This is a genomic window from Halorubrum lacusprofundi ATCC 49239 (assembly GCF_000022205.1).
GTDB lineage: Archaea > Halobacteriota > Halobacteria > Halobacteriales > Haloferacaceae > Halorubrum > Halorubrum lacusprofundi.
In genome coordinates this window covers 1457670-1482008 of sequence record NC_012029.1, presented here as the reverse complement: position 1 = coordinate 1482008, position 24339 = coordinate 1457670, and the positions used below count along the sequence as shown (strand labels likewise).

The window sequence follows — 24339 nt, the reverse complement described above, 5'->3', positions numbered from 1 at the left end:
GTGTTGTCTCTACGACAGCACCCACGCATAATTCCTTTCGACCGCTACGTACTGAGCGGCGGGTCCGTCACGTCTGTTCGTCTCTTGTCCCGGTTCGTTCCGTCTGGTACTGTCGAATCCGTATTCTTCAGACAGATCATCGGATAACATGCATGTTTGTTGATAACTACTAGTCGTCCTCCCTGTGATCATCTTCGAACGTGGCTCAAACGGTATTGAACGTCGTTGCGATATCCTCGACGGTCGTCGGATCGTTTGTCCAGAAGCCAGTGTATTCGTCCGAATACTCTTTAGCAACTAAGCCGCAGGCCTGATTCTCGTCGGGCCCGCCGTCGTACGCTAGGACCCAGTAGGGCTCGAACCTCGTGGCCTCTTCGGTGTGGTAGCTAATCTCAGAAATCTCTGGCGGGGTCCAGTCTTCGACACCATAAATATGGATATTGAGGTTTGTTTCGTCACTGAGTGTCCGATACACATCCACCTGGGACTTGAATGCCGAGAGGGTCTGAAAACCAACCCACAGGGTTCCTTCTCCGACGCGAAAGGCACGATCTTCAATTTCGCGACTAACTGCGAGGAGCTCGCGACGACTCATCGCGGAAAACACCATCCTCTCAAGAATATCGAAGAGCACTCGGTACCCCTCGGATATCCCGTTTTGGTCGCCGGGTCGATGGATCGGCGGTTCAAGCAGCGCCTCAATCGCCTCGACTCCGATGATACCGATAACCTCGCCGTCGGTTTTGATTTCGATAAACGGGTTTGGACCAGGTGACGGAAGCGAGCGCGACTCGGCGTTGACGCCATGGCCGGCAAGCCACGTTTCGATTTCGAGTCGGTCGCCGCTCCTGTAGACGGTGACTTGATGCTGCCTCCCCTGAATCTCGCCGATTAGCGAGCCGAGCGTCATTCCGATTGTTCAGGTTGTTCAGCCTCGACGCTCCGCCGAATGATGCTTGTGACCTGTGGATGGAGCGATTCTAGCTGGACAGTGCCACTGTTCGAATCGTAATCGATCAGTCCCGCATCGGCGAGTCTCGGCAAGTGGTTGTGCAGTAGTTGGAGAAAGATCGCCGAACGGTTTGCTGATGTGTACATCGTTCCCGCTGTGGTGGCTTCCCAACCACTGAGGACGGACGCGAGCTCCTCTACAGTGCATTCCTCATTTTCAAGTAAATAATAAAGCAAATGTCGACGGTGGGATGAGGCGAGCGCCCGATAGAACTGATCTTCCGCTAATCGTGGTGGGGAACTCCCCATTGCCGCGCGATTTTGTTGATCAGGACCTTCCTCTGGCTCTCCCATACCCTCCCCATAAGTGACACTGAGATAAGAGCTTGTCCCCTCCTCTCATCGATACTCTCCTCCGAATGTATCTGTTCCACAAATCCTTACATGCGTAGTCGGGACTTCAGCGACACCTCTCAACCCGTTCCGCCCCATCTCGTCGCTCGTTACCTGTCCCCGACGAACTGCCACCCTTTTAGTCCCGGCCTGCCGCAGTAGAGCGTAATGAGTACGGACGCGACCCCCGAGTACGACCACGAGGAGCTGGGGCTCGTCGCCGGGCTGGAGATCCACCAGCAGCTCGACACGGCGACGAAGCTGTTCTGTGACTCCCCGACGACCGAGCGCGACCCCGAGGATTCCGACCGCGAGATCACCCGCCGGCTTCACCCGACGAAGAGCGAACTCGGCGAACTCGACGACGCCGCGATGGAGGAGAGCCGTGTCGACCGCGAGTTCACCTACCTCGCGTACGACACCACCTGCCTCGTCGAGGAGGACGACGAGCCACCCCGCCGCATCGATGGCGAGGCCCTCTCGGTGGCCCTCCAGGTCGCCGACCTGCTCGACATCTCCGTCGTCGATCAGGCGCACGTCATGCGAAAGCTCGTCATCGACGGCTCGAACACCTCCGGGTTCCAGCGCTCGATCCTGCTGGGCCAAGCGGGCGAGATCGAGACGAGCGAGGGACGCGTGTCGATCGCGGACCTCATGCTCGAAGAGGAGTCGGCAAAGCGCGTCGAAGAGACGGAAGAGGGCGTCGTCTACTCGCTCGACCGGCTCGGCGTTCCCCTCGTCGAGATCGGAACGGGGCCGGACATCCGGAGCCCCGAGGGTGCGCGCGAGGCGGCCGAGCGCATCGGCATGCTGCTCCGGTCGACGGGCGCGGTCAAGCGCGGACTCGGCACGATCCGGCAGGACGTGAACGTCTCCATCGCCGACGGCGCCCGCGTCGAAGTGAAGGGCGTACAGGACCTCCAGGGGATCGAGGACATCGTCCGCGGCGAGGTCGGTCGGCAGGCCGAACTGCTCGAAATCCGCGACGAACTGGTCGAGCGCGACGCGAGCGTCGGCGACGTGCGCGACGTGACCGACACCTTCGCCGACACCGAGTCCGGGGTTATTCGCGGCGCGCTCGACTCGGGCGGGAAGGTCACCGCGGTTCCCCTGTTCGGCTTCGACGGACTCGTCGGGCGCGAGATCCAGCCGGACCGTCGGCTCGGCACGGAATTGTCCGACCACGCGAAGCGCCACGGCGCGGGCGGCATCTTCCACACCGACGAGCTGCCGGCGTACGGCGTGACCGAAGAGGAGGTCGCCGCGCTGCGCGATGCGGTCGGGGCGGACGAGGACGACGCGGTCGCCATCGTCGCGGCCGACCCCGAGACCGCCGACCTGACGATCGAAGCCGCCGCCGAGCGCGCCGAGACCGCCATCGAGGGTATCCCCGAGGAGACCCGCGGTGCGAACGACGATGGGACGACTCGGTACCTCCGGCCGCTGCCCGGCGCGGCGCGGATGTACCCCGAGACGGACGTGCCGCCGGTCGAGCCGGACCCCTCCGACGTGGACCGGCCGGAGCTGCTCGACGAGAAGGCCGAGCGGTACACTGAGGCGTTCGGGCTCGACGCCGGCCTCGCCGAGCAGGTCGCGTTCGGCCAGCGGTTCCCCCTGTTCGAGACCGCGGTCGACCGCGGCGTCGACCCCACCTTCGCGGCCTCGACACTGGAGTCGACGACGACGGAGATCCGGCGCGACGGCGCGCCCGTCGAGAATCTGAGCTATGAGCACTTCCTCGACCTGTTCGACCTCGTGGAGGACGGCGACCTCGCGAAGGAGGGCGTCCCGAAAGTGCTGACGACGCTCGCGGAGGACCCGTCGCTGTCGGCGGCCGAGGCGGTCGAGGAGGCCGGGCTGTCGGGCGTGAGCGAGGCGGAGGTCCGGGAGGCCGTGGTGGAGGTCGTCGAGCGCAACGCCGACCAAATCGAAGCCGAGGGGATGGGCGCCTTTTCCGGACTGATGGGCGAGGCGATGGGCGCGCTCCGCGGGAAGGCCGACGGCGAGATCGTCTCCGACGTGCTGCGCGAGGAGATCGGCAAGCGGTCGTAGGCGTCGTGGTGCGGTCGTTTATAAATCGTTGCTGCTGGCGGTATGGTGAGCACTTCCAAAGCCCCAACCGCTCGGCAGTGCGTGATTGACGAGTCTGCGGAGAACACTCCCAAAGCCCCAGCCGTGAGGGCGGCGCACGCTCGCTGCGCTCCTCACTCGGTCGCTATCGCTCCCTCATTGCGGTGCTTACGTCGCCTGCGCCGCCCTCACGGCTGCCCCTTCGAATCCCGCCCCGCACAGCACCGCACCTCACACCTCCCCAGCCTCGCGGTTCGCGCTCTCCGAGCGCTCACCGCGTCCAGCGAGAATCGAAGATTCTCTGGCAGCCGGCGCGTAGCGCCGGCGACCTCGCACGCGCTCCTCGTGGCCGCCGATGGCGGCCGCTCGGAGGCGCGCGCCACCGCACATCCATTTATAAGTGATCGTCGCAGCCGCCTAATTCTCCTTAAAAATGCCGTCGCCGCCTCCGCCGAGCCCGCCGTTCCTCAGTCCGTCAGCTCCTCGATCAGCGTGTCGAGGTCGTACGTCGCCGGCGCGCGCGACTCGTCGCGAAGGGTGGCGATCGTGAACGTCGAGTTCGTGCGCTCGACCTCCGGGATCGCCTCGAAGTCGCTGATGAGGCGCTCGACGGTGTCCGACGAGGAGAGCCGCGCGAGGACGACGAAGTCGGTCTCACCCATCGTGAAGAACGCCTCCGTCACGCCCTCGACCGCGAGCAACTCCTCCGCGAACTCCTCGTAAGGCCCCTCGTAGTCCGCGAGTACCTCGACGATCACGGTGACGCCGAGCCCGAGCGCCTCGTGGTCGAGGTCGTACAGATCGTTCTCGATCACGCCGTCCTCCCGGAGGTTGTTCAGCCGGTAGTGGATCGTCGACACCGGAATCCCGGTCTCCTCGTGAAGCCGCTCGGGGCTCCCGGTGCCGAGATCCGAGATCGCCTTCAACAGCCGCACGTCGCGCTCGTCCATACTCCCCGTTCGCGTGATGGTCTGTTATATATTACGACCGATATACTTGAATCGAAATTCAACATCTGCCCTTATTTCGGGACCGAGTCGCAAGCAATTCGTATGTGTGATTGTTCATTCTAGATCTCCGCCTGTCCGAGAGATTAGTTTAACTATCTCCGCCAATTTCGAATCGGTAGTCAATGAATCTGCGGACCCTCCTCTCAACTCCCGAATCGATCGTCGCCGCGTTCGTCCTTCTCGCGACCCTATGGGGCACCTCTTTCGTCGCTATCGAGGCCGGCCTGCACTACTTCCCGCCGCTCTTGTTCGCCGGCGTGCGCTACGCCATCGCCGGTGCGATCGTGTTGGGCTTCGCCGCGGTCATGTCCGGCAGAACGGTCCCCCGAGGCCGCGACGAGTGGCTCGGCGTCGCCGTCGCCGGCGCCTTCGTGATCGCCGCGTACCACGGCCTGCTGTACGTCGGCGAGCTCCACATCACCGGCGCGGTCGCCGCCGTGGTCGTGAGCCTCTCGCCGGTGTTGACCGCCACGTTCGCGGCGCTCCTCCTCCCGAACGAGCGGCTCGGCCCCTTCGAGATCGGCGGGTTCGCGCTCGGGATCCTCGGCGTGATCGTGATCGCCGACCCGATGGAGGCGGGGCTCGGCAGCTCCGCCCTGCTCGGAGTCGCGCTCGCGTTCGCCGGCGCGGCCGCCTTCTCGCTCGGCGCGGTGCTGCTCCGCCCGCTCCGCACCGACCTCCCGATCGCCGCGTTACAGGGGTGGGCGATGGTCTCCGGCGCCGGGATGCTGCTCGTCGGGGCCGCCCTGCTCGGTGAGTCGCCCGCGGCGATCGTCTGGAACGCGACGTCGATCGCGTCGCTCTCGTACCTCACGCTGCTGTCGGGTGTCGTCGCGTTCCTGATCTACTTCGCGCTGCTCGACGAGGTCGGCCCGTCCCAGCTGCACCTCGTCGGCTACGCGGAGCCGGTCGTCGCCGCGGTTGGGAGCTGGGCCCTGCTCGGCAGCCTAATCGAGGCGGAGGCAATCATCGGCTTCGTCGCGATCCTCGCCGGCTTCCTCGTCCTCGAACGCCACGAGATAGCCGCCTACGTCGGCGTCGACGAACCGGCGTGGGCGCGCTGACCGGCGCCTCTTTCGATTCGCCTCATCCGTCGATATCCTCCGTCAGCCCCGCCCGGAGGTCCCGCCCGAAGTAGTGGCCGAGCAGTGCTAACACGAGACCCACGCCGCCGCCGACCGCGACGAGCGGCAGCCCCCACTGCGAGAGGTAGTCGATCCCGATTGGGAGGAAGCCGACGCCGAGAACGCTCGTCACCGCACTCGTCGCGCCCGCCGCGGCCCCGGCGATCCCCGTCTCAACGTACCGGCGGGTCGAGACGACGAGACCGAGCAGGAACGCGGCGAGGAACACGCCGCCCGCGGTCCCGATCGTCCCACCGATGAGGGGAATCAGGCCGCCGACGAACATCCCGACACCGACCGTGACGAGCGCGAGCGCGAAGGCCTTCGCCGAGAACCACCGGCCGGAGACGCCGATTCTGCCGGCGTTCCCGGCACTCCCCGCGCTCGATTCGACGGTTGCGGCGCCGCCCGTCTCGGCGTCGGGTTCCTCCTCGCCGCCCGCGAGGTCGTCGTCGAGGAGGCCGTCGAGGTCGTCCATCGGGTCGCCGTCGGACGCCTCCCGTTCCTTGGAGGGTTGCATACCCGAGCGTTCGCCCGTGAGACCTTGTGTCTTGCGCCGGAGGCGGCTCACAGCTCTTTCGCTGGATCCGCCGGGATCCCGTGCGACTCGGTAACGCTCGCCGTTTCACCGGAAACCCGGTGTCTCCGGTCCGGATCGCGACAATGTCCATTGCCGACCCGGAACGGCTTTGCGCGTCCGCGTCGACCTCGTCGACATGGACACGCGTCGCGCGCTGCTCGACGCCCTCGGCGACGGCCCGGTCTCTGGTCCCGCGCTCGCCGACGACCTCGGCGTGTCGCGGGCGGCGGTCTGGAAGGCGGTCGAGTCGCTCCGCGAGGAGGGGTTCGCTGTCGAATCGACCCCGGAGGGGTACGTCGCCCCCGAGCGCCCCGGCTACTCCGCCGCCGGCATTGAGTTCGGACTCGACGCGCCCTACGCGGTCGAGTATTACGACCGACTCTCGTCGACCAACGACCGCGCCCGCGAACTGGCGGGGGACGGAGCCGACGGGGTCGCGGTCGTCGCCGACGAGCAGACCGGTAGCCGGGGACGGCTCGACCGCGAGTGGGTCGCGCCCAGCGGCGGCGTCTGGCTCTCGCTCGTGATCCGGCCCGACGCGCCGCCGGCTCGCGCGCCGCTTTTCACCCTCGCCGCCGCGGTCGCGATCGTCGACGCCTGCCGGGAAGCGGGCGTCAACGCCCACATCAAGTGGCCGAACGACGTGCTTGTAGGCGGTCTCGGGGACGAAACCGATACCGACACCGACGCTGACAGCGAGGGACGCGGCGGCCGCAAGGTCGCGGGGATCCTCACAGAGATGGAGGGCGAGGCCGACCGGGTCTCGTGGCTCATCCCGGGGATCGGGGTCAACGCCAACGTCGACTCCGATTTGCTCCCGGCGGACGCGACCTCCCTGCAGGAGGTACTCGGCGAGCCCATCGACAGGCGCCGGTTCGCCGCGACCCTCCTCGAACGCTTCGCGGCGCTCGCGGGGACCCCTGACCGGATGGACCGGATCCTGCCGGCGTGGCGCGAGCGCGCGAGCACCATCGGTCGTCGGGTTCGCGTCGACACCTCGAACGGTCCGGTGACGGGAACCGCAGTCGACGTAGAGCCACCGGGCGCGCTCGTGATCGAGACGAACGACGGAACTCGTCGGGTCCACGCCGGTGACTGCGAACACCTGCGCGACGCCGGCGGCTGATCGTCGGGCGTCTCGAGCCCCAACAGCCCGCAAAAACGGCGGCTTCCGGCTATCTTTGTCCCGCCGCTTCCGTCTCTCCGTCGGCTGGGGTCTCGCTTTCGGCCGGGGTCTCGCTTTCGGACGCCTTCTCGACGGTCGCGCCTCCCGCGCCCTCACCGTCCAGCCGCACCGTCAACACGGGAACGCTCGACCCGCGGACCACCTTCTCGGCGACGCTCCCGAGGAGGAGCCGGTCGATCCCGCCCCGACCGTGCGTCCCCATGACGATCAGGTCGCAGCCGTTGTCCTCGGCGTACCGGATGATCTCCTTGCTCGGGGAGCCCTCCGCAACCCCCGTCTCGACGTGGAGATCGGTCTCGGCCGCGAGAGATTCGACCTCCGCGACCGCCTTGTTCGCATCGTCCCGCAGAAGGTCGCCGACCCCCTCCCACGAGGTCTCCATCGGCATCCCCGCGTAGCTCGCCGTGTCGACCACGTACAGCGCGTGCACGTCCGCGTCGTGGACCGATGCGAGGTCCAGGGCGTGTGCGACCGCCCGCCTCCCCTCGGCGGAGCCGTCGGTCGGGACGAGGATCCGATCGTATAGAGACATACGTTTACATGTGTCATATCCCCACCGGCACATAACTCTTTGCGCGCTTTACCGGTTCTTTCGTGGTCGGATCCGCCGAAGTCCGAGCGAGGCGTGCGTTTAAGCCTCCGCGCACCGATATTTCTATTCATGACATCCGAAGTGCACCTCTCGCGCGTCGAAGACGAGTTCCGCGAACACTCCTACCCGGTCGCCCACGAGGACCTCGTCGACTCGTGTGCCGGCACGACCGTGCTGTTCGCCGACGGCGACGCCGACCTCGGCGAGCTCGTGGCCGACATCGATCAGGAGCGGTTCGAGAGCGCCGAGGACGCCTTCACCGCGCTCCAGAACGTGCTGCCGATCGAAGCGCTCGGGGAGCCCGGCCAGTCCGACGGCGACGCCTGATCGGATCGCCCGAGTCCGATTGATACGCCCGCACGTCACCTCTCCCCACGGCACGGCGCGTCTCGCATCGCTTTTTACCGCGGGTCGCGCACTGAGGGTAATGAGCTATCGGATCGGCCTCGTCGGCAAGCCCTCCGTGGGGAAGTCGACATTTTTCAACGCCGCGACCATGAACGACGTGCCCGAGGGCGCGTATCCGTTCACCACGATCGACCCGACCGTCGGCGAGGCGTACGTCCGCGTCGACTGCGCCGCTCCCGAGTTCGACGAGAGCTGTACGCCGAACGTGGGCGTCTGCCGCGATGGCACCCGCTTCGTCCCGGTGAAGATGGTCGACGTCGCCGGCCTCGTCCCGGGCGCCCACGAGGGGCGCGGACTCGGCAATCAGTTCCTCACCGACCTCAACGAGACCGACGTGTTGATCCACGTCGTCGACTTCTCGGGCAAAACCGATATCGAGGGCGAGACTACCGAGGGCCACGACCCGCGAGAGGACATCGATTTCTTAGAGGAGGAACTCGACGAGTGGTACCTCGACGTGTTGGAGAAGGGTCTCGAAAAGTTCGAGACGCGCTACCACGGCGCGGACGCCGCGATCGAGAAGGAGCTCGCCGAGCAGATGTCCGCGTTCGGCATCGACAAAGACCGGATGAAACAGGTGATCCTCGCGGAGGGGCTCGAACTCGACCCTGAGACGTGGGACGACGCGGACAAAGCCGAACTCGCCCGCGAGATCCGCAAGCGCACGAAGCCGATGGTCGTCGCCGCCAACAAGATGGACACGCCCGAAGCGCAGGCGAACTGGGAGACGATTACGACGGATCCGGACTACGACCACCTCTCGTTCGTCCCCGCGAGCGCTCACGCGGAAAAAGCCCTTAAAAATGCGAACGAGGCGGGCGTCGTCGACTACACCCCCGGCGAGAGCGACTTCGATATCGTCGGTGATGTCTCCGGCGAGCAGGAGGCGGGCCTCGATCAGATCGGCGAATTCGTCGCCGAGTACGACGGGACCGGCGTGCAGGGCGCGCTCGAAGCCGCCGTCTTCGACGTACTCGACTGTATCGCCGTCTTCCCCGGCTCCGCGAACGGGAGCAAAGACGAGAAGGGGGTCTTCCGCGACTGCTTTATCCTCCCCGGTGGGTCGACGACCGAGGACTTCGCGTTCCACATCCACTCGGATATCGGCGAGGGGCTCCTCCACGGCACCGACTGTCGGAGCGGCCGGCAGGTCGGCACCGATCACGAGCTCTCCCACCGCGATGTGATCGAACTGATCTCGACGAAGCAGGCCGCGCCGTAAGTCAGTCGACGCCGCCGCCGGAGTCCGGTACCTCCGCCGCCGACCCGACCGGCGTCGCCGCGTCGGGAAGGTCCGCGAGCCCCAGTCGGTCGAGCAACCGGGCCGTTGGTCGCCCCTCGCGGTCCCAGCCGCGGTGCGCGTAGTACCGATCGAGAAGGTCTTCGAAGGCGTCGGGATCGAGACCGTCGTCGGGCTCTTCATCCGTTTCGCCCGCCCTGTCGGTCCCCCGCGTCAGCGCTTCCGGGAGCCCGTCGTCGCCGCGGCCGAACCCCTCTCGGAGGTTGAACAGGCGCGTGAGCGTCCACACCCGCTCGCCGAGGAGTCGGAGGTCTTCTGGATCGCGCTCGTCGCCGAGGGCGGCGAGCCACTCGGCGGCCGCCGCCGGCCCGAAGCTCTCAGCGAGGAAGTCGTCGCCGACGAGACACCACAGCGCGGCCCGCCGATCCTGCTCGTTCGCGACGACGGCGGCCCGCTCATCAGGCGTCCATCCCGGATCGACCACCGCTTCGGTCTCGACCGGCCGGGCGCGCCGGTGGCAGCCGCCGCGGTCGCCCGTCGCGAACGCCAGCGCCATCGTCGCCGCGCCGCGGGGGTCGTAGGAGGCCAGTTCCATCCCCTTCACGGTCGGCACGAGGTCGGTCCCGCCGAACCGCTCCGCCGCGGCGGCCACCCCGTCCGCGAGCGCGTCGCCGAGAGGGGTCGACCGAGCCGCGATCTCCTCGATCAGCGCCCTCGCGGCCGCCTCGTCGCCGAAGGAGAGCCCGCGGTCGACGCCGTGATCGGCGGGATCGATCAGCCCCGCGTCGCTCGCGCGGACCGCCCACGCGACCGTGTTGCCGGCGGAGATCACGTCGATCCCGAGCCGGTCGCAGACGCCGCCGAGGGTCGCCACCGCGTCGAAATCGTCGATCCCGAGCCCCGCGCCGAGCGCGATGGGGGTCCCGCCGCGGGGGACGGTGGCGTCGGGGGCATCGGTGGCGTCGGGGGCATCGGGGGCGTCGTCCGAACGCTCTTTATCACCCGTCGACACCCGGAACCCGCCCGGAACCGGGTCGTCGGGGCGCTCGCGCCCGGTCGCGCGCTCGCTCGCTCGGTCGACGCCGAGCCCCTCGGCACCGTCGAAGCGGCGGACCTGCCAGCCGCGAGTCGGGAGAACCCCGGTCTCGTCGCCGAACGCGACGGTCTCTAAGGTGTCGCCCGCGGCGAGCCACCGGCCGGCGTCGCTGTCGGCGAACGCCTCATCGGCGCGCTCGCGGAGCTCCCGGAGCGCTGGTGGGATCTTCGGTGGCGGATCGCGGGCGACGACTGCTTTCAAGTTCTTCGCGCCCATCACCGCGCCCGCGCCGCCCCGGCCCGCGTGGTGGTCGCCGCCGTCGGAGGCGATCGTCGCGTACCGGACCCCCGCCTCGCCGGCCGGACCGACGCAGGCGACGGCGGCCTCCGAGAACCGCGCGTCGGTCTCGGCCGCGTCGAGCCCGCGGAGGTCGCTCGCTGGCTCGATCGTCGCCTCCCCGCTGACTATTGAGAGGGTTACCGGCTCGTCGGCTGCGCCCTCGATCACGACTCCGAGGTGGTCGTCGAGCGAGCCGGCGAGCCGGGCCGCGAACGCCCCGCCGCCGTAGGAGTCGAGGAACGTGCCCGTGAGCGGGGACTTGGTCACCGCCGCGTAGCGCGGCTCGCCGGGGAGGTAGCCGGTCAGGGGGCCGACGAGGAACGCGAGTCGGTTCACCGGCGACGCCGGGTCGACGCCCGGTTCCATCTCGTAGAGGTACCGCGCCCCGAGCCCCTTCCCGCCGACGTAGCGCGCGAGCCACTCCTCGGGGACCGGCTCGCTGCGCACGCGCTCCGCGGAGAGGTCGACGCGGAGCATCCGGTCGGGGACGGTCATCGTAAGCGACCTCGCGGGCGAACGGGATTAAACCACACGCCGGGGCCAGTGGATCCTCCCTGACCTCGCTCTGACCCCGCTCCGACCGACGGGCTTTCGCCCCCGGCCGACCATGCGTTCGGACATGAACGATGTCGTCGACGCGCTCGACGCGGCCGCGGGAACGACCTGTCTCGTCGGCGCCGGCGGGAAGAAGACCACTCTCTACGCGCTCGCCGACCGTCTTGACCGGGCGGTACTCACTGCGACGGTTCGGATCCCGATCTTCGACCGCGAGGTCGCCGCGGTGCGCGTCACCGAGGCTCCCGTCGCCGCGCTCGACGAGATCACGGCGGGCGAGGGAGACGAACCAACGGGAGACGCCGAGTCGAGGGGAGGCGCCGAGTCGTTCCCGCTCGGACTGGTCCCGGAGCGCGAGCGCGACGACCGGTATCGGGGGTACGACCCAGCTGTTGTCAACGAGATCGGGGCCGCGCACGACGGGCCGGTCCTCGTGAAGGCCGACGGCGCACGGACGCGCCTGCTCAAGGCTCCCAACGAGCGCGAGCCGCAGATCCCGGCGAGCGCGGACCGCGTGGTTCCGGTGGCGAGCGCCGGCGCGGTCGGAGAGCCGCTGACGGCGGAGACCGTCCACCGCCCCGAGCGCGTCGCGGCGATTACGGATGCGGCGGTCGGCGACGAGATCACGCCCGAACTGGTCGGTCGCGTCCTCGCGCACGAGGAGGGTGGTTTAAAAGGGATTCCGGGCGGCGCGACCGCAATCCCGCTCGTCAATGCGGTCGACGACGCCGACGACGAGGCGGCGGCGCGAGAGATCGCTCGGGTCGTTCACGAGCGCGCGGACGTGCCGCGGGTCGTCCTCGCGCGGATGATCGAGGGGGAGATTGTGGACGTCATCGAGTAAGGCTGACTGCTCCACCGAACTCACTTATAAGGCCACGCCGTGCTTATCTGACCTCATGGAACGTACCGTAACGGTGGTGCCGGAGGCGGGCCTCCACGCGCGGCCGGCCTCGAAGCTAGTGCAGACGGCGAATCGGTTCGATGCGGACGTGTCGATCGGTCGCGCGAACGACGGCGACGACGGGCTCGTCCGCGCCGACAGCATGCTCTCGGTGAGCGGGCTGAACGTGGGCCACGGCGAGTCGGTCCGCGTCGTCGCCGAGGGCGCGGAGGCGGCCGACGCGCTCGACGCGGTCTGTGACCTACTGACGAGCGAGGTCGAAGAGGGGAAAGAAAGTGAGAGCGACGACACCGAGAGCGCCGACGACGGCGGTGACCCGACGTGAGGACGCTCACCGGCGTCGGAAGCACGCCCTTGTCGGGCGTCGGCACAGCACACTGGCACCGTCCCGAAGCCAGCCTGACGCTCCCCGACCGGCCCGATCCGTCCGCCGTCGACGTCGACGCCGAGCTGGCACGATTCGAGAACGCTCGCGACGCGGCCCGCGAGGCGATCCGGAGTGCCCGCGACCGAGCAGCCGAGCGCGTCGGCGAGGAGGAGGCGGCGGTGTTCGAGGCCCACGAGCAGTTCCTCGACGATCCGGAGCTCGTCGAGGACATCGAGGCGGCCATCGAGAGCGGGACGCCGGCCGAACACGCCGTAAGCGACCGGTTCGCGGCCGCGATCGAGCAGTTCGAGGCGCTCGATGGGAAGATGGCCGAGCGCGCCGACGACCTGCGAGACGTGCGGGACCGCCTGCTCCGTATCCTTTTAAATACCGACGCTGCCACCGACCTCGGCGACCTCCCAGCGGGGACCGTGGTGCTCGCCGAGCGGCTCACCCCGAGCGACACCGCGGAACTGGATCCAGACGGGGTCGCCGGGATCGCGACTGTCGCGGGCGGCCGAACTGCTCACGCCGCGATCATCGCGCGGTCGCTGTCGATCCCGGCGGTCGTCGGAGTCGGCGAGTCGCTTCGCGAGATCGAGGACGGCACCGAACTGCTCGTCGACGGAACGGACGGACGAGTCGTCGTCGACCCCGACGCGGCGGCCCGCGAAGGAGCCGACGCGGATGCGGCGGCGGCGGTGCCCGAGCGCGTCTCGACCGCCGACGGCCGACCGATTGAAGTGGCGGCGAACGTCGGAAGCGAGGCGGAGATCGCTCCGGCCGCCGAGCGCGGCGCCGACGGGATCGGGCTGTTCCGGACGGAGTTCCTCTTTTACGACCGCGAGACCCCTCCGACCGAAGCGGAGCAGTACGAGGCCGTGACGGCCGCGCTGTCGGCGTTCCCCGACGGGCGAGTCGTCGTCCGGACCCTCGATGTCGGCGGCGACAAGCAGGTGCCGTACCTCGATCTGCCGGACGAGTCGAACCCGTTCCTCGGGCGGCGGGGGATCCGGCTCTCGCTTGACGAGCACCGCGACCTGTTCGAGACGCAGCTCCGGGCGCTGTTGCGCGCGGCGGCCCACGAGCACGGCGAGGGGATCGCGGTGATGTTCCCGCTCGTCTCCCGGATCGAGGAGGTCGAGGCCGCGGTCTCGGCGGTCGAGTCGGTCGCAGCCGACCTCGCTGCCGAGGGGATCGACCACGCGGTCCCCGAGTTGGGCGCGATGGTCGAGACGCCGGCCGCGGTCTTCCTCGCGGACCGACTCGCCGAGCGGCTCGACTTCCTGAGTATCGGGACGAACGACCTCACGCAGTACGTGATGGCGGCCGACCGCGAGAACGACGGCGTCGCCGCGTACCACGACCCCCTTCATCCTGCGGTGGTGCGTGCGATCGATCGCACCGCGTCGGCTGCGGCCGGGACCGACGCGTGGGTCGGAATGTGCGGCGAGATGGCCGGTGACCCGGCGCTCACGGAGCTGCTCGTCGGGCTCGGCCTCGACGAACTCAGCATGAGCGCAGTGACCGTACCGGCGGTGAAACAGCGAATTCGAGAGATCGACTCGGACGCGGCGCGCGCTCTCGCCGACGAGGCGCTCGCCTGCGAGACGCGGGCCGAGGTTCGAGACGCGCTCGGCCTCGACGGGGAGTGAACGAACGCCGCTCTCCCGCCTCAGAGCTTCTTCATCCCACGGGCCGCCTCGGCCTGCTCGCGGACCGAGTCGAGCGTGGCGGACGGGTCGGTGGCGGCGACGGCCGCGTTGACCGCGCCTTCCAGCACGGGTGCGTCGGCGATGACGGCCTCCGCGTCGCTCATCTCGACGGCCACGTCGGCGTTCATCACGGCGCTACCCAGATCGACGAGGACGACGACCCCCTCGCCGTCGTCGGCGGCGTCGATCGCGTCTTCGATCGCGTCCGGGACGGTGCCGATCCCGCCCCGTCCGTCGCCGCCGACGGGCTCGATGCGGGTGGTGCCGGCCATCTCGGCGGCGACTTCGACGATCCCCTCGGCCGCCCGCTCGCTGTGGGAGACGACGACGAGCCCGACCATCAGTCGTCCTCCGTCGTCGCGCTGTCGTCCTCGGTCGCCTCGTCCGGAATCGTCGGCGAGGTCGCGTCGACGTCGGGGATCTCAGCGTCGAGGGCGTCGGCGGCCGTCGCGAGCAGCTCCTCGAGGATGTACAGCACGCTCGTCGCGCCGGGGTCCTGGTGGCCGACCGACCGCCAGCCGAGGTAGGAGGCGCGGCCCTTCCGGGCCCGGATCGGGACCGTGAACGCGACGCCGCGCTCGGCCGCGTCGACCGCCTTCGCCAGCGCTTCGAGCGGCGGGAGGTCGTCCGTCTCGATCGATTTCTTGAACGTGTGGACCGTCGGCGTGAGCGCGTCGACTATCGTCTGATCGCCCACCCGAGCGTCGCCGCGTTCCTCGACCTTGGTTAAGTAGGTCTCGGCGAACGCGACCGCGCTCTCGGCGGTGAGCCCGTCGTCGAGCTCGGCGCTCGCGAACACGAGCGACCCGCCGAACAGGGGGCCCGACGCCCCGCCGACCTCGGCCATGAGCGTCTTGCCGACCGTCTTACAGACCGTCTCGGGGTCCGGATCGTCGAGGTCGCGCGCGGCCTCGGTCGCCGCGGCCCACCCTCGCGCCATGTTGCCGCCGTGGTCCGCGTCGCCGATGGCGGAGTCCAGCTCCGTCAGGTAGTCGCGCTCCGCCTCGATGCGTTCCGCGATCGCCTCGACTGCCGCGACGACGGCGACCCCGTGGTCGTCCGACACGCCCCCGTCTCCGTCCGATTCGTTCCCGCTCATTGGATCCGGGAGAGCGCGGGGGTGTCGGCCGGCGCGCCGAGCAGCTCCTTCAGCTCGTCGTCGACGGCGCAGACGGTGATCGACGCGCCCGCCATATCGAGCGAGGTCATGTAGTCGCCGACCCACGAATCCCAGGTCTCCACCTCGCGCTCACCCAGCAGCTCCTGGAGCCGACGATTGACGACGAACAGCTCCATCTGCGGGGTCCCGCCCATCCCGTTGACGACCGTGAGCACCTCCTGTCCGGCGCCGAGATCGAGGTCGTCGAGGATGGCCTCGGTCAGCGCGTCGGTGATCTCGTCGGCGCTCATCATCTCCGTGCGCTCGGTGCCGGGCTCGCCGTGGATCCCGATCCCCAGTTCGATCTCGTCGTCGCCCAGATCGAAGGTAGGCTCGCCTTTCTCGGGGGTGACACACGAGGTGAGCGCGGTGCCCATGGTCCCGACGTTGTCGACTACCTTCTCCGCGACGCGCTTGACCTCCGAGAGATCGGCGCCCTGTGCGGCCTTCGCGCCGGCGGCCTTGTGGACGAGGATCGTCCCGCAGACGCCGCGCCGGCCGGAGGTGTACAGCGAGTCCTCGACGGCCACGTCGTCGTCGACCACGACGCTCTCGACCTCGACACCCTCCATCTCGGCGAGTTCGATAGCGGTCTCGAAGTTCATCACGTCGCCCTCGTAGTTCTTGATGATCGCGAGGATGCCGTCGCCCGCGTCGCAGGCTTCGATCAGTTCCTCGAACTCGTCGGCGGTCGGCGAGGAGAACACGTCGCCCGCGGCCGCCCCGTCGAGCATGCCGTCGCCGATGTAGCCCGCGTGGGTCGGCTCGTGCCCGCTCCCGCCGCCCGTCACGAGCGCGACCTTCCCCGCTACCGGTGCGTCGTTCCGAACGACGACCTGCGTGTCGGGGAGCCGTCGGAGCCGGTCCGGGTACGCCGCGGTCATCCCGTCGAGCATCTCGTCGACGACGTCGTCCGGATCGTTGATCAGCTTCTTCATAATCACCGTCAATGACACTCTCCGCGCCATTAAAGATATGCTCTGGGGGGGTCCGGCGATCATCAGCGAGACGGCTCCGGTTCGGTCGGTCGCTGGGGATACTCGGCGGTGTGCGAGTCGCCCGCAGAACCGCCTACCCGTCCAGTTCGGCCACGATCCGCTCGCGTATCGCCCCGGCGTCGACGGACGCCCACGCCTCGATGTCGTAGGTCACGTCGGCGAGGATCTCCAGCCGCTCCGCGTCGCCCGCCTCGATCGCGGCGACCGCGTCCGCGGACAGCCGCTCCAGCACCGCCTCCGAGAGCGTCTCCCGGTCCACGTCGCGCTCCGGCACGTCGAGGATGTGCGGGAGGTCTTCGGCGTCCGCCGGCAGCGAGGGGAACGCCGCCGGGCCGACCGCGAGCGCGACCGCGTCGGCGTCGGTCCCGTCGGTCCCGCCGGCGGGGTCGGCGGGGTCCGTCGCTCGGTCACCGCCCACTCCCGCCTCCGAGAGCGCCGCGGGCGGCGCGGGAACGAGCGCGTACTCCGCGACCGCGACGTCGATAGCGGCGGCGATGGCCTCGTCGTCGACCTCGGCGCGCTGTTTAAAAGCGAGCTCCGAGAGCGCCCGCGACAGCTCGGCGCGGGTGAGCCACTCGAACAGGTCGACGACGCCGGCGAGGTCGTCGCGGGCGGCGACGCTGGGTGTGCCCGTCATCAATCCTCCCCCGGCGCGGCGTCGGCGCTCGGGTCCGCGGGCCGCTGGCGGTTGGCCTTCCCCGGGTTCCGGTCTGTTCGCCTCGACCCCTTATCCCGCGCCACCGCGAGGTCGGCTCGCGCCGCGTCGCCGACTTCGGCGGGCGTGACGGGCGCGTCTCGCCACGCCGGCAAGCGGGTGTCCGGCTCTGGCTTGCCGAGGGCGTCGGCGTACGTCGCCACCTGCTCGCGTTCGGCCCCGCGGTCGTAGTCGAGGCCGTTGAACGCGGCGTCCGTCTCGTAGCCGCGGATCAGCCCGTCGGCCGCCTCGCGGTAGCGGTCGGCGAGCGTGTCGTACTCGATCTCGACGCCGGCGCCCTCGACCGCGCGCAGGGTCGCCTCGCCGACCGCCCGGCTCATGTCGGCGAGCCCGGTCGGCCCGTCGACGGAGCGGTGGTCGTGCTCGTACCGCCCCAGATCGACCTGCGCGCTCCCCGCGAAGCCGGCGTGCGCGAACGCCTCGCCGAGCGTCCCGACCTCCAGCCCCCAGCCGCGCTGGATGCGAAGTCTGGAGACGAGGTCGGTCGTCGCCGCGAACTCCCCGGCAAGCGCGTAGCGGAACGCGTCGAGGTACTCCAAGATGCCGGGCTCGCGGCGCTCGGTCGCGTCGGCGAGCGCGCGGACCAGCGGCCGGAAGAACAGCCGGAACAGCCGCCCGTACAGCGATCCGTCTTCGACGCGGGCGTAGTACCCCTTCGAGAAGTCGTGGCCGCGCGCGAGCGGGAACAGCAGCCGGGTGACAAAGGCGGGCGAGTACGTCTTCGTGTCGGCGTCGTGGACGACGACGAACTCCTCCTCTAAGGCGCGGCCGAGCCCGAGCCACACGTCTCGACCCTTTCCGCGGTCCCCGTCGAGTCCGCGAGTCGCGAGCAGCTCCGTGAGCCGCGGGCCGCCACACCAGAGGGGCTCCACGTCCACGTCGAAGCCGTCGAGCCAGTCGGCGAAGGGGCCGACGCGCTCGGCGGGGGCACGGAGGGGGACGACGACGCGGGCGGGATCGACCGACTCCAGCGCCGTCAGGACCCGATCGGCCGCGAGCGTCCCGTACTCGCGTTCCGTCATCGGCACGACGACCGCCGCCCGGCCGGTCGGGGCGTCCGGCCGGTGGTCGGTCAACGCGTGCAGCGTGGTCACGCGCTCTTGTACGTACTCCATTTGTTCGTTCCACGGACGGGACGCCCTAAATAGGTGCGATACCCGTGCTCCCGTGCCGGTCAGGCCGCGTGCTCCGTGCCCGCGGCGCCGCCCGGAACGCGCCCGGCGTACTCAAGCACCGCGTAGGCGACGACGACGAGGGCGAGTCCCCCGGCGAGGGAGAGAAAAACCGCGTCGTAGCCGGCGCCGGCCTCTATCGCCTCGCCGACGACCCACGAGCCGGCCGCCTGCGTCGTCATCATCCCGGCGGAGAAGACGGCGTACGCCGACGCTCGGGACCCGTCCGGCAGCGACGCGAGCAGGTAGGTGTCGCCGGCGGGAAACAGCATGTGGATGGCGAAGCCGACGACGACGCTCGCGGCGACGACAGCGGCCAGCCCCGAGGAAACGACCACGAGGACGACGCCGACGAGGAACACAGACACGATCCCGAGTAGGTATGGGACGTGCGGGAGCCGGTCGGCGAGGTCGCCGGAGATGAGAAACGCCGGGACGCCCGCGGCGAAGATCACCGTCAGCAGGTTCCGCGCCGCCGCGGGCGGGAGCCCCTTATCGACCATGTACAGCTCGTAGAAGTTGAAGAGTCCTTGCCAAACGAAGCTCGTGAGTCCCATCAACACGACGCCCGCCAGAATCAGCTTCCACTCCGAGAGCGCGCCGGCGAGGAAATCGGTGTCGCCCGCGCCTGCGTCCGGGAGGTCCGTCCGGCGGGCCAAGGCGACGAAGACGACGGTGGAGGCGGCCGAGGCGAGCGCGAGCCCGTAGAAGGCGAGCCGCCAGTCGTACCAGAGCGCGACCGTGACGACCGGCGCGGCGGCGACTGCGGCGAGCTGGCTCGCCATTCCGTGGACACCCATCACGCGCCCGACCCGAGTCGGGAACAGCTCCGCGATGAACGGGTTGGCGGCGACGAAGTAGACGCCGGACGCCAAGCCGATCGCGAACGCGGCGGCCATCAGCGTCGGGACGCCCGGCGCCAGCGCGACGCCGAGCGCACCGACTGTCAGCATCGCTCCGGAGACGAGAACCACGTACTGCCGGGAGAAGCGCGTGAGCGCCCAGCCCGCCGGGAGCCGCGGCGCGGCCGAGCCGAGCCACGCGAGCGTGACGATCAGTCCCGCCGTCCCCTCGCCGATCGCGAACTCGCTGATGAACTCGCCGATGAGCGGCGCGAACACCACCCGCGCGAAGTTGACGAGAAAGACGATCGCACACAGTGATCCAAACAGCCGGCTCCGTGACACGGGCGGGGTTGTCGGCGGCGGGAGACAAGAGTTGCGAAAGCGATCCGCCCGATCGGTGCGGAGTCACTCGTCGGCGTCGTCTGACTCGCAGTCTCCGGCCCGCGTCGTCCGACTCGCAGTCTCCGGCCCGCGTCGTCCGACTCGCGTCGTACGGGGTTTTTATACCGTCACGCGATCAACTTTGAGGCATGAAATCGACGCGGAAGGGGCTTCGCGACGGCGACCTGTTCAAGGACACCTACGAGCGGCTGAACTGCGCCGACTGCGAGAAGGTCCTGAAAAAGAAGAACGATCCGGACGAAGTGTTCTCCGTCCGCGTCTGCCCCGAGTGCGGGGCCACTTTTAAAGAGCTGCGCTGATCCGTTCTCCGAACTCGACCGCACCGTCACCGGAATCAACGTCATCGTGTCCCCGCGTTTCTCTCCCGTGTTTCCGTTCTCTCCCTCACTTCCCCTCTCGCACTACTCGAACACCGCGTCGAACGCCGACGCGCCGAGAGGGTCGAACGTCCCGGCGGCGACGTTCTCGCGAACGTGATCGAGGTCGCTCGTGCCGACGAGCGAAGAGGTGACCCCCGGCGCGCTCCGTGCGAAGTTGAGCGCGCGCTGCGCCGGGGTCTCGCCCGCGAGGGTTGCGTCGATGTCGGCCGGGATCGCCCCCTCGACGGCGAGGTCGCCCTGCCCGATGCTCGCGCTCGTCACCACGGAGAGCCCGGCCTCGTGAGCGAGTTCTAACGTGGAGACCGGTTCCGAGTCATCTCCGGGCGAGCGCTGATTCCGCCGCGTGAACGCGTCCGCCATCGCGACGTTGAAGGGGAGCTGTATCGCCCCGAACCCGTGGTCGTCGTCGGGGCCGACCGCCTCGCCGGCAGCCTCGGCCCGCGCGAGGACCTCCGCGAGCGAGAGGTATCGCTCGTCGTCCTCGGCGACCCGGAACGCGTGCCACGTCGCGACGCCGTAGGCCCCGATGTCGCCCGCGGTGCGCCGACGCTCCAAGGCTTCGAAGGCCGTCTCTAACTGGTCGTACACCGCCTCCCGAGAGCGCGTCACCAGCTGCGTCTCCGGGTTGTGGACGTAGTAACAGTCGACCGTATCGAGACCGAGTCGGTTCAGCGAGCGGTCGAGCGACCACTCCAGGTAGTCGGGCGCGATCGCGTGCGCCCCGTTCGCGAGGTCGTCGGGTGCGACGATTTCCGGCTCGATGAATCGCTCGCGTACGTACGCGGCGGGGTCATCGGGGCGCTCGCCGTCGAACGGGAGGAATCCGCCCTTGGTCGCTACCACGACCGCGTCGCGGTCGATCGGGGAGTTCCGAACCGCCTCGCCGACGACGCGTTCGGCGCGCCCGCACCGGTAGTTGACCGCGGTGTCGACGTGGTTCACGCCGGAACGGAGCGCAAGATCGATCGCCTCGCGGGAGGCGTCGTCGACGGCGGGAATCGGATCGCCGAGGTAGGTGCCGAGCCCGATACTGGAGGCTACGCCCGGGCCGAACCGTCGGAAGTAGGTGCGCCCGAAGGCGTCGCCGAACTCGTCGCGGTAGTTCCAGAGAGCCTCGCGGGTCGCCATATGCGCCCGGATAGTCGTCTCGCAGGTAAAAGTCGCGCGGGAAGTCGCTTCACAGCTCCCGATATTGCTCGTGGGGGAAGGTCACCTGATGAGTTCGGCTGGTTCATCGTCGACCATCAGCGTGTCCTGAATGAGGGCGTCGATACCCCGTCGTAACCGTTCGGAGAGCGCCTGATGAGAGATGCCCAGATCCGCAGCGATGTCGACGAGTTCGACCTCGCGGGGAACCGTGTAGAACCCCTGCTCCCAGGCAGTCGCCAACGCCTCAAACTGCGCACCGGTGAGTCCATACCGGCCCGCTGGTTGATCGTTCATCTCGCAGATCGAGATCATCTCCAGGTCGATGTCGTGCTCCTTACAGTGGGCCATCGTTTCGCTCACGCCGTCGTGAGTCGGGAACATGAGCCGAACGATCCAGCGTCCGTCGCTCGTTATCGCCGTCAGGATCGTTGCCTGATTCGTCACGAGCGTCTCAAGCAGGCTCTGGACGTTGTTGACCCATTTCATCCGATACAACCACCGATCGGCGTGATCCGAGAGCAACTCGACCTCCTCTGTCGTGGGATCATCCAAGAGAGCCGTATCGAGATGCTCGTGATCGGCGGCGCTCGCCCAGATAAGGGGCATCACGCTGGTCTCGCACGTCTCAACCACCCCTTCGACCTCGAAGCTCGCGTTCGGAACCGACGATAGGGTCTCCGCGAGAACGAACTTCTCATGGGGAAGAGCAGCGGACAGTAGCGTGACCATGGTGGTCGATCACTTGTCGGACTACATATTAAAACGAGATAATAGTTCACAGTTACATCTCGGTATTGGTACAATAACTCGGCGTTACGAGTTCCAGTGCACCGCCTCGGGAGTTGTCCCCGAGACTTCCCGTGGATTAGCTGGATATTTCCATCCGATATCAGCCAGACAGGGGGACCAGCAGCGCGCCGGTCGTTGCGCGACCCTGTCCGGGTATTTGCACACCTCTTCGTCGGGGCCGTTGCCAGGGAGTTGTACTGCGGTCAGTCCTCTTCGACCGCGTAGATCGACTCCTCTGGCGCACCACACTCCGGACACGTGTCCGGCATCCCGCTCCCGAGGTCGCCCATCTCGCCGCACTCCGAACAGCGCCACATCAGGTACCCCTCGCCGAACTCCTGTCCCGGGATGGTCTCTGCGTCGTCCCCGCTGGCTGAGCCGCCCTCTCCGATCTTGACCTCGAACCCGTCGGTGGTGTACCCGCTGACCTGTCCGAGGACCTGTCCGTCCTCGTCGTACACCGTCTCGCCGGGAGTGATGGGCTCGTCATCCGGGTCTGCCCCCACATCCTTACTCATGTTCGATCCCTCCTTGGTAGCCGCCCGGTCCGGGAGACACGGTGGGTCACCGTTTCGCCTCCATCTCGGAGCGGAACACGCCCTGTTCGATCAGTTCGGTCCCTCCGAGGGCCAGACGGCGGCCTCGCCGGAATTTCCGGTAGAGTCGGGTGAGGACGGAGGCGACCACACCCAACCCCGGCACCCATATCGATACGATGGCCGCACCGAGCAAGAGGAGCCCCGTCCGGACATCCCGGCGGGCGAACGCCGAAACGGCATCTAGCAGGGTCGATACGATTCCCAGCTTCTGTAACGTCCGTCGGCCGAGTCTCGATTTTATCACGGTACAGCTACGGAATCAGCGGATAATAGATTCGGGCTTGCGTCCGCAAGTTCTTCTTCGTGGATTCACCCCGTGAACAGTTCAGCCCGGCCGAACGCGGCCGTCGCCGCGCCCGTGCGAGTGGTCGCATTCGACCGCGGCGTCGGTCCCGTTCACTCTGTGGGTGACCGATCGCCGGTGTACAGGTACAACCCAACGTTGACGACGACGCCGGCGACGAGGAGCCCCAAATTGACTACAGGGTTGTTGTACCAGACGAGATCGACACCGATTGAGCCCTGGTAGATCGGCCAGAGCGGTTCGATGGAATCGGCGAGGTCCGGCGCCGAGAGCATATCCGCGAAGACGTGGGCGAGTCCGGGGATCCAGACCGCCAGGAAGCCGAACCGGACGCTGCGGGCCGCCGCTTCGGGGGACAGCCAGTCCGTGCCACCGGCGATCGCCTCGACGACTTTCCCGACGACGGGGCCGATGACCGCGGCGATGAGCGTCACCGCGAGTATGGTGTGAAACACCCCGTGGTGCTTGACAGTCGGGAAAATCCCCTCGAGGACGAGGTCGATATCCGGCAACATCCCGAAGAGAACGCCTGATACGACGAACGTCCACGCCGTTTTCCGATAGTCGAGAAGGAACCACGCCGGCGCGAGCCAGAGCAGTGCCATACCCAGGTGGCCGGTCACGTCTACCATCCGAGCGATGACCCCCGGGCGACTGACCCGTGCCGTGTGGCGCGTGACGCCGCCGGGACGTCGACGGGTATCGGAGCGAGACCGCCCCGACTCGCGGAACGGCTGTCGGTCACCGTTCCGCCTCCTCTTCCCCGAAGCGGCGCACGCCCTGCTCGGCCTGGTCGGCGCTCCCGAGGGTCCAGACATCGATCTCGCCACCGGTGTCAACGTCCCGTTCCATCACTGTCTCCAGTACGTTCCGCACCGCTGTGGCGGGATCGTTTGCCGCCTCGTCCATGTCGAGTGCCTCCAGCAGCCCGAGGGCGACGGCGCTCCCGGTACCGAGAGCGGCCACGCCGCTGTCGAGTACGCGCCCGTCGGAGGCGATCTGTCGAAGGCTCGCTGCCCCGTCGTCGTCGTGCGCGCCGACCACGGCGTCGACGCCCGCTCTCTCCGTCTCCCGGGCTGCGATGCGAGCCACGGCGTCGATATCGATTGTATCATCTCCTTCAAACCCGCGATCTTGAAGCGCAACGTCGAACCACTGCCTGAACTGCTGGACCGCTCCCGACTCGCCGACGACCCCAACGCCGACGCCCCTGACGTCGAACACGCGTTGGAACTGATCTGACGACACCGACTCGCCGTCGACGACTTGGGTGTCTCCGGCGATAGCGATCCCTGTCGGCGTCTCGACAGCTACGACGGTACTCATCGTTGATTGTGGACTGCTGCTGGTCTATTAA

At 68.2% G+C, this 24339-nt stretch carries 27 protein-coding genes; 9 read left to right on the top strand and 18 right to left on the bottom strand.

Annotated features, from left to right (window positions below):
* Nucleotides 1-205: 205 nt before the first annotated feature.
* Both HLAC_RS07290 and HLAC_RS17765 read right to left on the bottom strand, forming a co-directional pair.
* Nucleotides 206-910 carry a DICT sensory domain-containing protein gene (locus HLAC_RS07290; RefSeq protein WP_015910203.1) on the bottom strand — a complete coding sequence of 235 codons (705 nt, stop codon included), beginning with the start codon at nt 908-910 and terminating at the stop codon, nt 206-208.
* Complete coding sequence (locus HLAC_RS17765; RefSeq protein WP_237583048.1) at nt 907-1305, bottom strand: DUF7344 domain-containing protein; 399 nt, start codon at nt 1303-1305, stop codon at nt 907-909. The genes HLAC_RS07290 and HLAC_RS17765 overlap by 4 nt, the downstream gene beginning before the upstream one ends.
* A gap of 207 nt (nt 1306-1512) precedes the next feature.
* Between HLAC_RS17765 and gatE the strand changes: the two genes are divergently transcribed.
* Complete coding sequence (gatE, locus tag HLAC_RS07285) at nt 1513-3396, top strand: Glu-tRNA(Gln) amidotransferase subunit GatE (RefSeq protein ID WP_015910202.1); 1884 nt, start codon at nt 1513-1515, stop codon at nt 3394-3396.
* A 485-nt stretch (nt 3397-3881) separates the two neighbouring features.
* Here the strand turns inward: gatE and HLAC_RS07280 are convergent, their stop codons facing one another.
* Nucleotides 3882-4364 carry an Lrp/AsnC family transcriptional regulator gene (locus HLAC_RS07280; RefSeq protein WP_015910201.1) on the bottom strand — a complete coding sequence of 161 codons (483 nt, stop codon included), beginning with the start codon at nt 4362-4364 and terminating at the stop codon, nt 3882-3884.
* A gap of 182 nt (nt 4365-4546) precedes the next feature.
* Here HLAC_RS07280 and HLAC_RS07275 point away from each other — a divergent pair, with 182 nt between their 5' ends.
* A complete protein-coding gene (locus HLAC_RS07275; protein ID WP_015910200.1) occupies nt 4547-5488 on the top strand; it encodes a DMT family transporter in 942 nt (313 codons plus the stop codon).
* A 22-nt stretch (nt 5489-5510) separates the two neighbouring features.
* Here the strand turns inward: HLAC_RS07275 and HLAC_RS07270 are convergent, their stop codons facing one another.
* A complete protein-coding gene (locus tag HLAC_RS07270; RefSeq protein WP_015910199.1) occupies nt 5511-6068 on the bottom strand; it encodes a hypothetical protein in 558 nt (185 codons plus the stop codon).
* 196 nt (nt 6069-6264) lie between these two features.
* On the opposite strand from HLAC_RS07270, the gene HLAC_RS07265 reads away from it, so the two are divergent.
* Nucleotides 6265-7254, top strand: coding sequence for a biotin--[acetyl-CoA-carboxylase] ligase (locus HLAC_RS07265; RefSeq protein WP_015910198.1), 990 nt, complete (start codon nt 6265-6267; stop codon nt 7252-7254).
* A 49-nt stretch (nt 7255-7303) separates the two neighbouring features.
* On the opposite strand, the gene HLAC_RS07260 is transcribed toward HLAC_RS07265, so the two are convergent.
* On the bottom strand, nt 7304-7846 hold the full coding sequence (locus HLAC_RS07260) for a universal stress protein (protein WP_015910197.1): 543 nt from the start codon (nt 7844-7846) through the stop codon (nt 7304-7306).
* 129 nt (nt 7847-7975) lie between these two features.
* On the opposite strand from HLAC_RS07260, the gene HLAC_RS07255 reads away from it, so the two are divergent.
* Nucleotides 7976-8233, top strand: coding sequence for a DUF5789 family protein (locus tag HLAC_RS07255; RefSeq protein ID WP_015910196.1), 258 nt, complete (start codon nt 7976-7978; stop codon nt 8231-8233).
* Nucleotides 8234-8333: 100 nt separating this feature from the next.
* Nucleotides 8334-9536 carry a redox-regulated ATPase YchF gene (locus HLAC_RS07250; RefSeq protein WP_015910195.1) on the top strand — a complete coding sequence of 401 codons (1203 nt, stop codon included), beginning with the start codon at nt 8334-8336 and terminating at the stop codon, nt 9534-9536.
* A 1-nt stretch (nt 9537) separates the two neighbouring features.
* Here HLAC_RS07250 and HLAC_RS07245 read toward each other — a convergent pair whose 3' ends face one another.
* Nucleotides 9538-11424: an aldehyde ferredoxin oxidoreductase family protein gene (locus HLAC_RS07245; protein ID WP_015910194.1), complete on the bottom strand. Its 1887-nt coding sequence runs from the start codon at nt 11422-11424 to the stop codon at nt 9538-9540.
* Between the two features lie 124 nt (nt 11425-11548).
* On the opposite strand from HLAC_RS07245, the gene yqeC reads away from it, so the two are divergent.
* Genes yqeC through ptsP form a run of 3 tightly spaced genes read left to right on the top strand, consistent with a single transcriptional unit; the run spans nt 11549 to nt 14410 of the window.
* On the top strand, nt 11549-12328 hold the full coding sequence (gene yqeC, locus HLAC_RS07240) for a selenium cofactor biosynthesis protein YqeC (RefSeq protein WP_049933687.1): 780 nt from the start codon (nt 11549-11551) through the stop codon (nt 12326-12328).
* Nucleotides 12329-12383: 55 nt separating this feature from the next.
* Nucleotides 12384-12713 (top strand): HPr family phosphocarrier protein, encoded by a 330-nt coding sequence (locus tag HLAC_RS07235; protein WP_015910192.1) that lies wholly within the window; start codon nt 12384-12386, stop codon nt 12711-12713.
* Nucleotides 12710-14410, top strand: a complete 1701-nt coding sequence (gene ptsP / locus HLAC_RS07230) for a phosphoenolpyruvate--protein phosphotransferase (protein ID WP_015910191.1) — start codon at nt 12710-12712, stop codon at nt 14408-14410. The genes HLAC_RS07235 and ptsP overlap by 4 nt, the downstream gene beginning before the upstream one ends.
* Before the next feature lie 20 nt (nt 14411-14430).
* Here the strand turns inward: ptsP and dhaM are convergent, their stop codons facing one another.
* The 6 genes from dhaM to HLAC_RS07200 form a co-directional block, all read right to left on the bottom strand.
* Complete coding sequence (dhaM, locus tag HLAC_RS07225; protein ID WP_015910190.1) at nt 14431-14811, bottom strand: dihydroxyacetone kinase phosphoryl donor subunit DhaM; 381 nt, start codon at nt 14809-14811, stop codon at nt 14431-14433.
* Nucleotides 14811-15569, bottom strand: a complete 759-nt coding sequence (dhaL, locus tag HLAC_RS07220) for a dihydroxyacetone kinase subunit DhaL (RefSeq protein WP_015910189.1) — start codon at nt 15567-15569, stop codon at nt 14811-14813. Before dhaL ends, dhaM begins: the two co-directional genes overlap by 1 nt.
* Nucleotides 15566-16567, bottom strand: coding sequence for a dihydroxyacetone kinase subunit DhaK (gene dhaK / locus HLAC_RS07215; protein WP_015910188.1), 1002 nt, complete (start codon nt 16565-16567; stop codon nt 15566-15568). Before dhaK ends, dhaL begins: the two co-directional genes overlap by 4 nt.
* A gap of 133 nt (nt 16568-16700) precedes the next feature.
* Nucleotides 16701-17264, bottom strand: a complete 564-nt coding sequence (locus HLAC_RS07210; RefSeq protein WP_015910187.1) for a DUF7109 family protein — start codon at nt 17262-17264, stop codon at nt 16701-16703.
* A complete protein-coding gene (locus tag HLAC_RS07205) occupies nt 17264-18457 on the bottom strand; it encodes a glycosyltransferase family protein (protein WP_015910186.1) in 1194 nt (397 codons plus the stop codon). The genes HLAC_RS07210 and HLAC_RS07205 overlap by 1 nt, the downstream gene beginning before the upstream one ends.
* Nucleotides 18458-18516: 59 nt before the next feature.
* Nucleotides 18517-19701: an MFS transporter gene (locus HLAC_RS07200; RefSeq protein WP_015910185.1), complete on the bottom strand. Its 1185-nt coding sequence runs from the start codon at nt 19699-19701 to the stop codon at nt 18517-18519.
* Between the two features lie 188 nt (nt 19702-19889).
* Here HLAC_RS07200 and HLAC_RS19250 point away from each other — a divergent pair, with 188 nt between their 5' ends.
* The gene (locus HLAC_RS19250) at nt 19890-20060 is read left to right on the top strand and encodes an HVO_0758 family zinc finger protein (protein ID WP_015910184.1); all 171 of its coding nucleotides are present in this window, start codon (nt 19890-19892) and stop codon (nt 20058-20060) included.
* A gap of 102 nt (nt 20061-20162) precedes the next feature.
* Here HLAC_RS19250 and HLAC_RS07195 read toward each other — a convergent pair whose 3' ends face one another.
* The 6 genes from HLAC_RS07195 to HLAC_RS07175 all read right to left on the bottom strand — a co-directional run bounded on the left by HLAC_RS07195 (nt 20163) and on the right by HLAC_RS07175 (nt 24308).
* A complete protein-coding gene (locus HLAC_RS07195; RefSeq protein WP_015910183.1) occupies nt 20163-21269 on the bottom strand; it encodes an aldo/keto reductase in 1107 nt (368 codons plus the stop codon).
* A gap of 81 nt (nt 21270-21350) precedes the next feature.
* Nucleotides 21351-22019, bottom strand: a complete 669-nt coding sequence (locus HLAC_RS07190) for a helix-turn-helix domain-containing protein (protein ID WP_015910182.1) — start codon at nt 22017-22019, stop codon at nt 21351-21353.
* A 263-nt stretch (nt 22020-22282) separates the two neighbouring features.
* Entirely contained in the window at nt 22283-22597 is a 315-nt protein-coding gene (locus HLAC_RS07185; protein ID WP_015910181.1) for a DUF7130 family rubredoxin-like protein, read from the bottom strand.
* A gap of 46 nt (nt 22598-22643) precedes the next feature.
* Complete coding sequence (locus HLAC_RS17760; protein ID WP_015910180.1) at nt 22644-22922, bottom strand: hypothetical protein; 279 nt, start codon at nt 22920-22922, stop codon at nt 22644-22646.
* 152 nt (nt 22923-23074) lie between these two features.
* A complete protein-coding gene (locus tag HLAC_RS07180) occupies nt 23075-23614 on the bottom strand; it encodes a metal-dependent hydrolase (protein WP_015910179.1) in 540 nt (179 codons plus the stop codon).
* A 109-nt stretch (nt 23615-23723) separates the two neighbouring features.
* Entirely contained in the window at nt 23724-24308 is a 585-nt protein-coding gene (locus HLAC_RS07175; protein WP_015910178.1) for an Ntn hydrolase family protein, read from the bottom strand.
* Between the last annotated feature and the right edge of the window lie 31 nt (nt 24309-24339).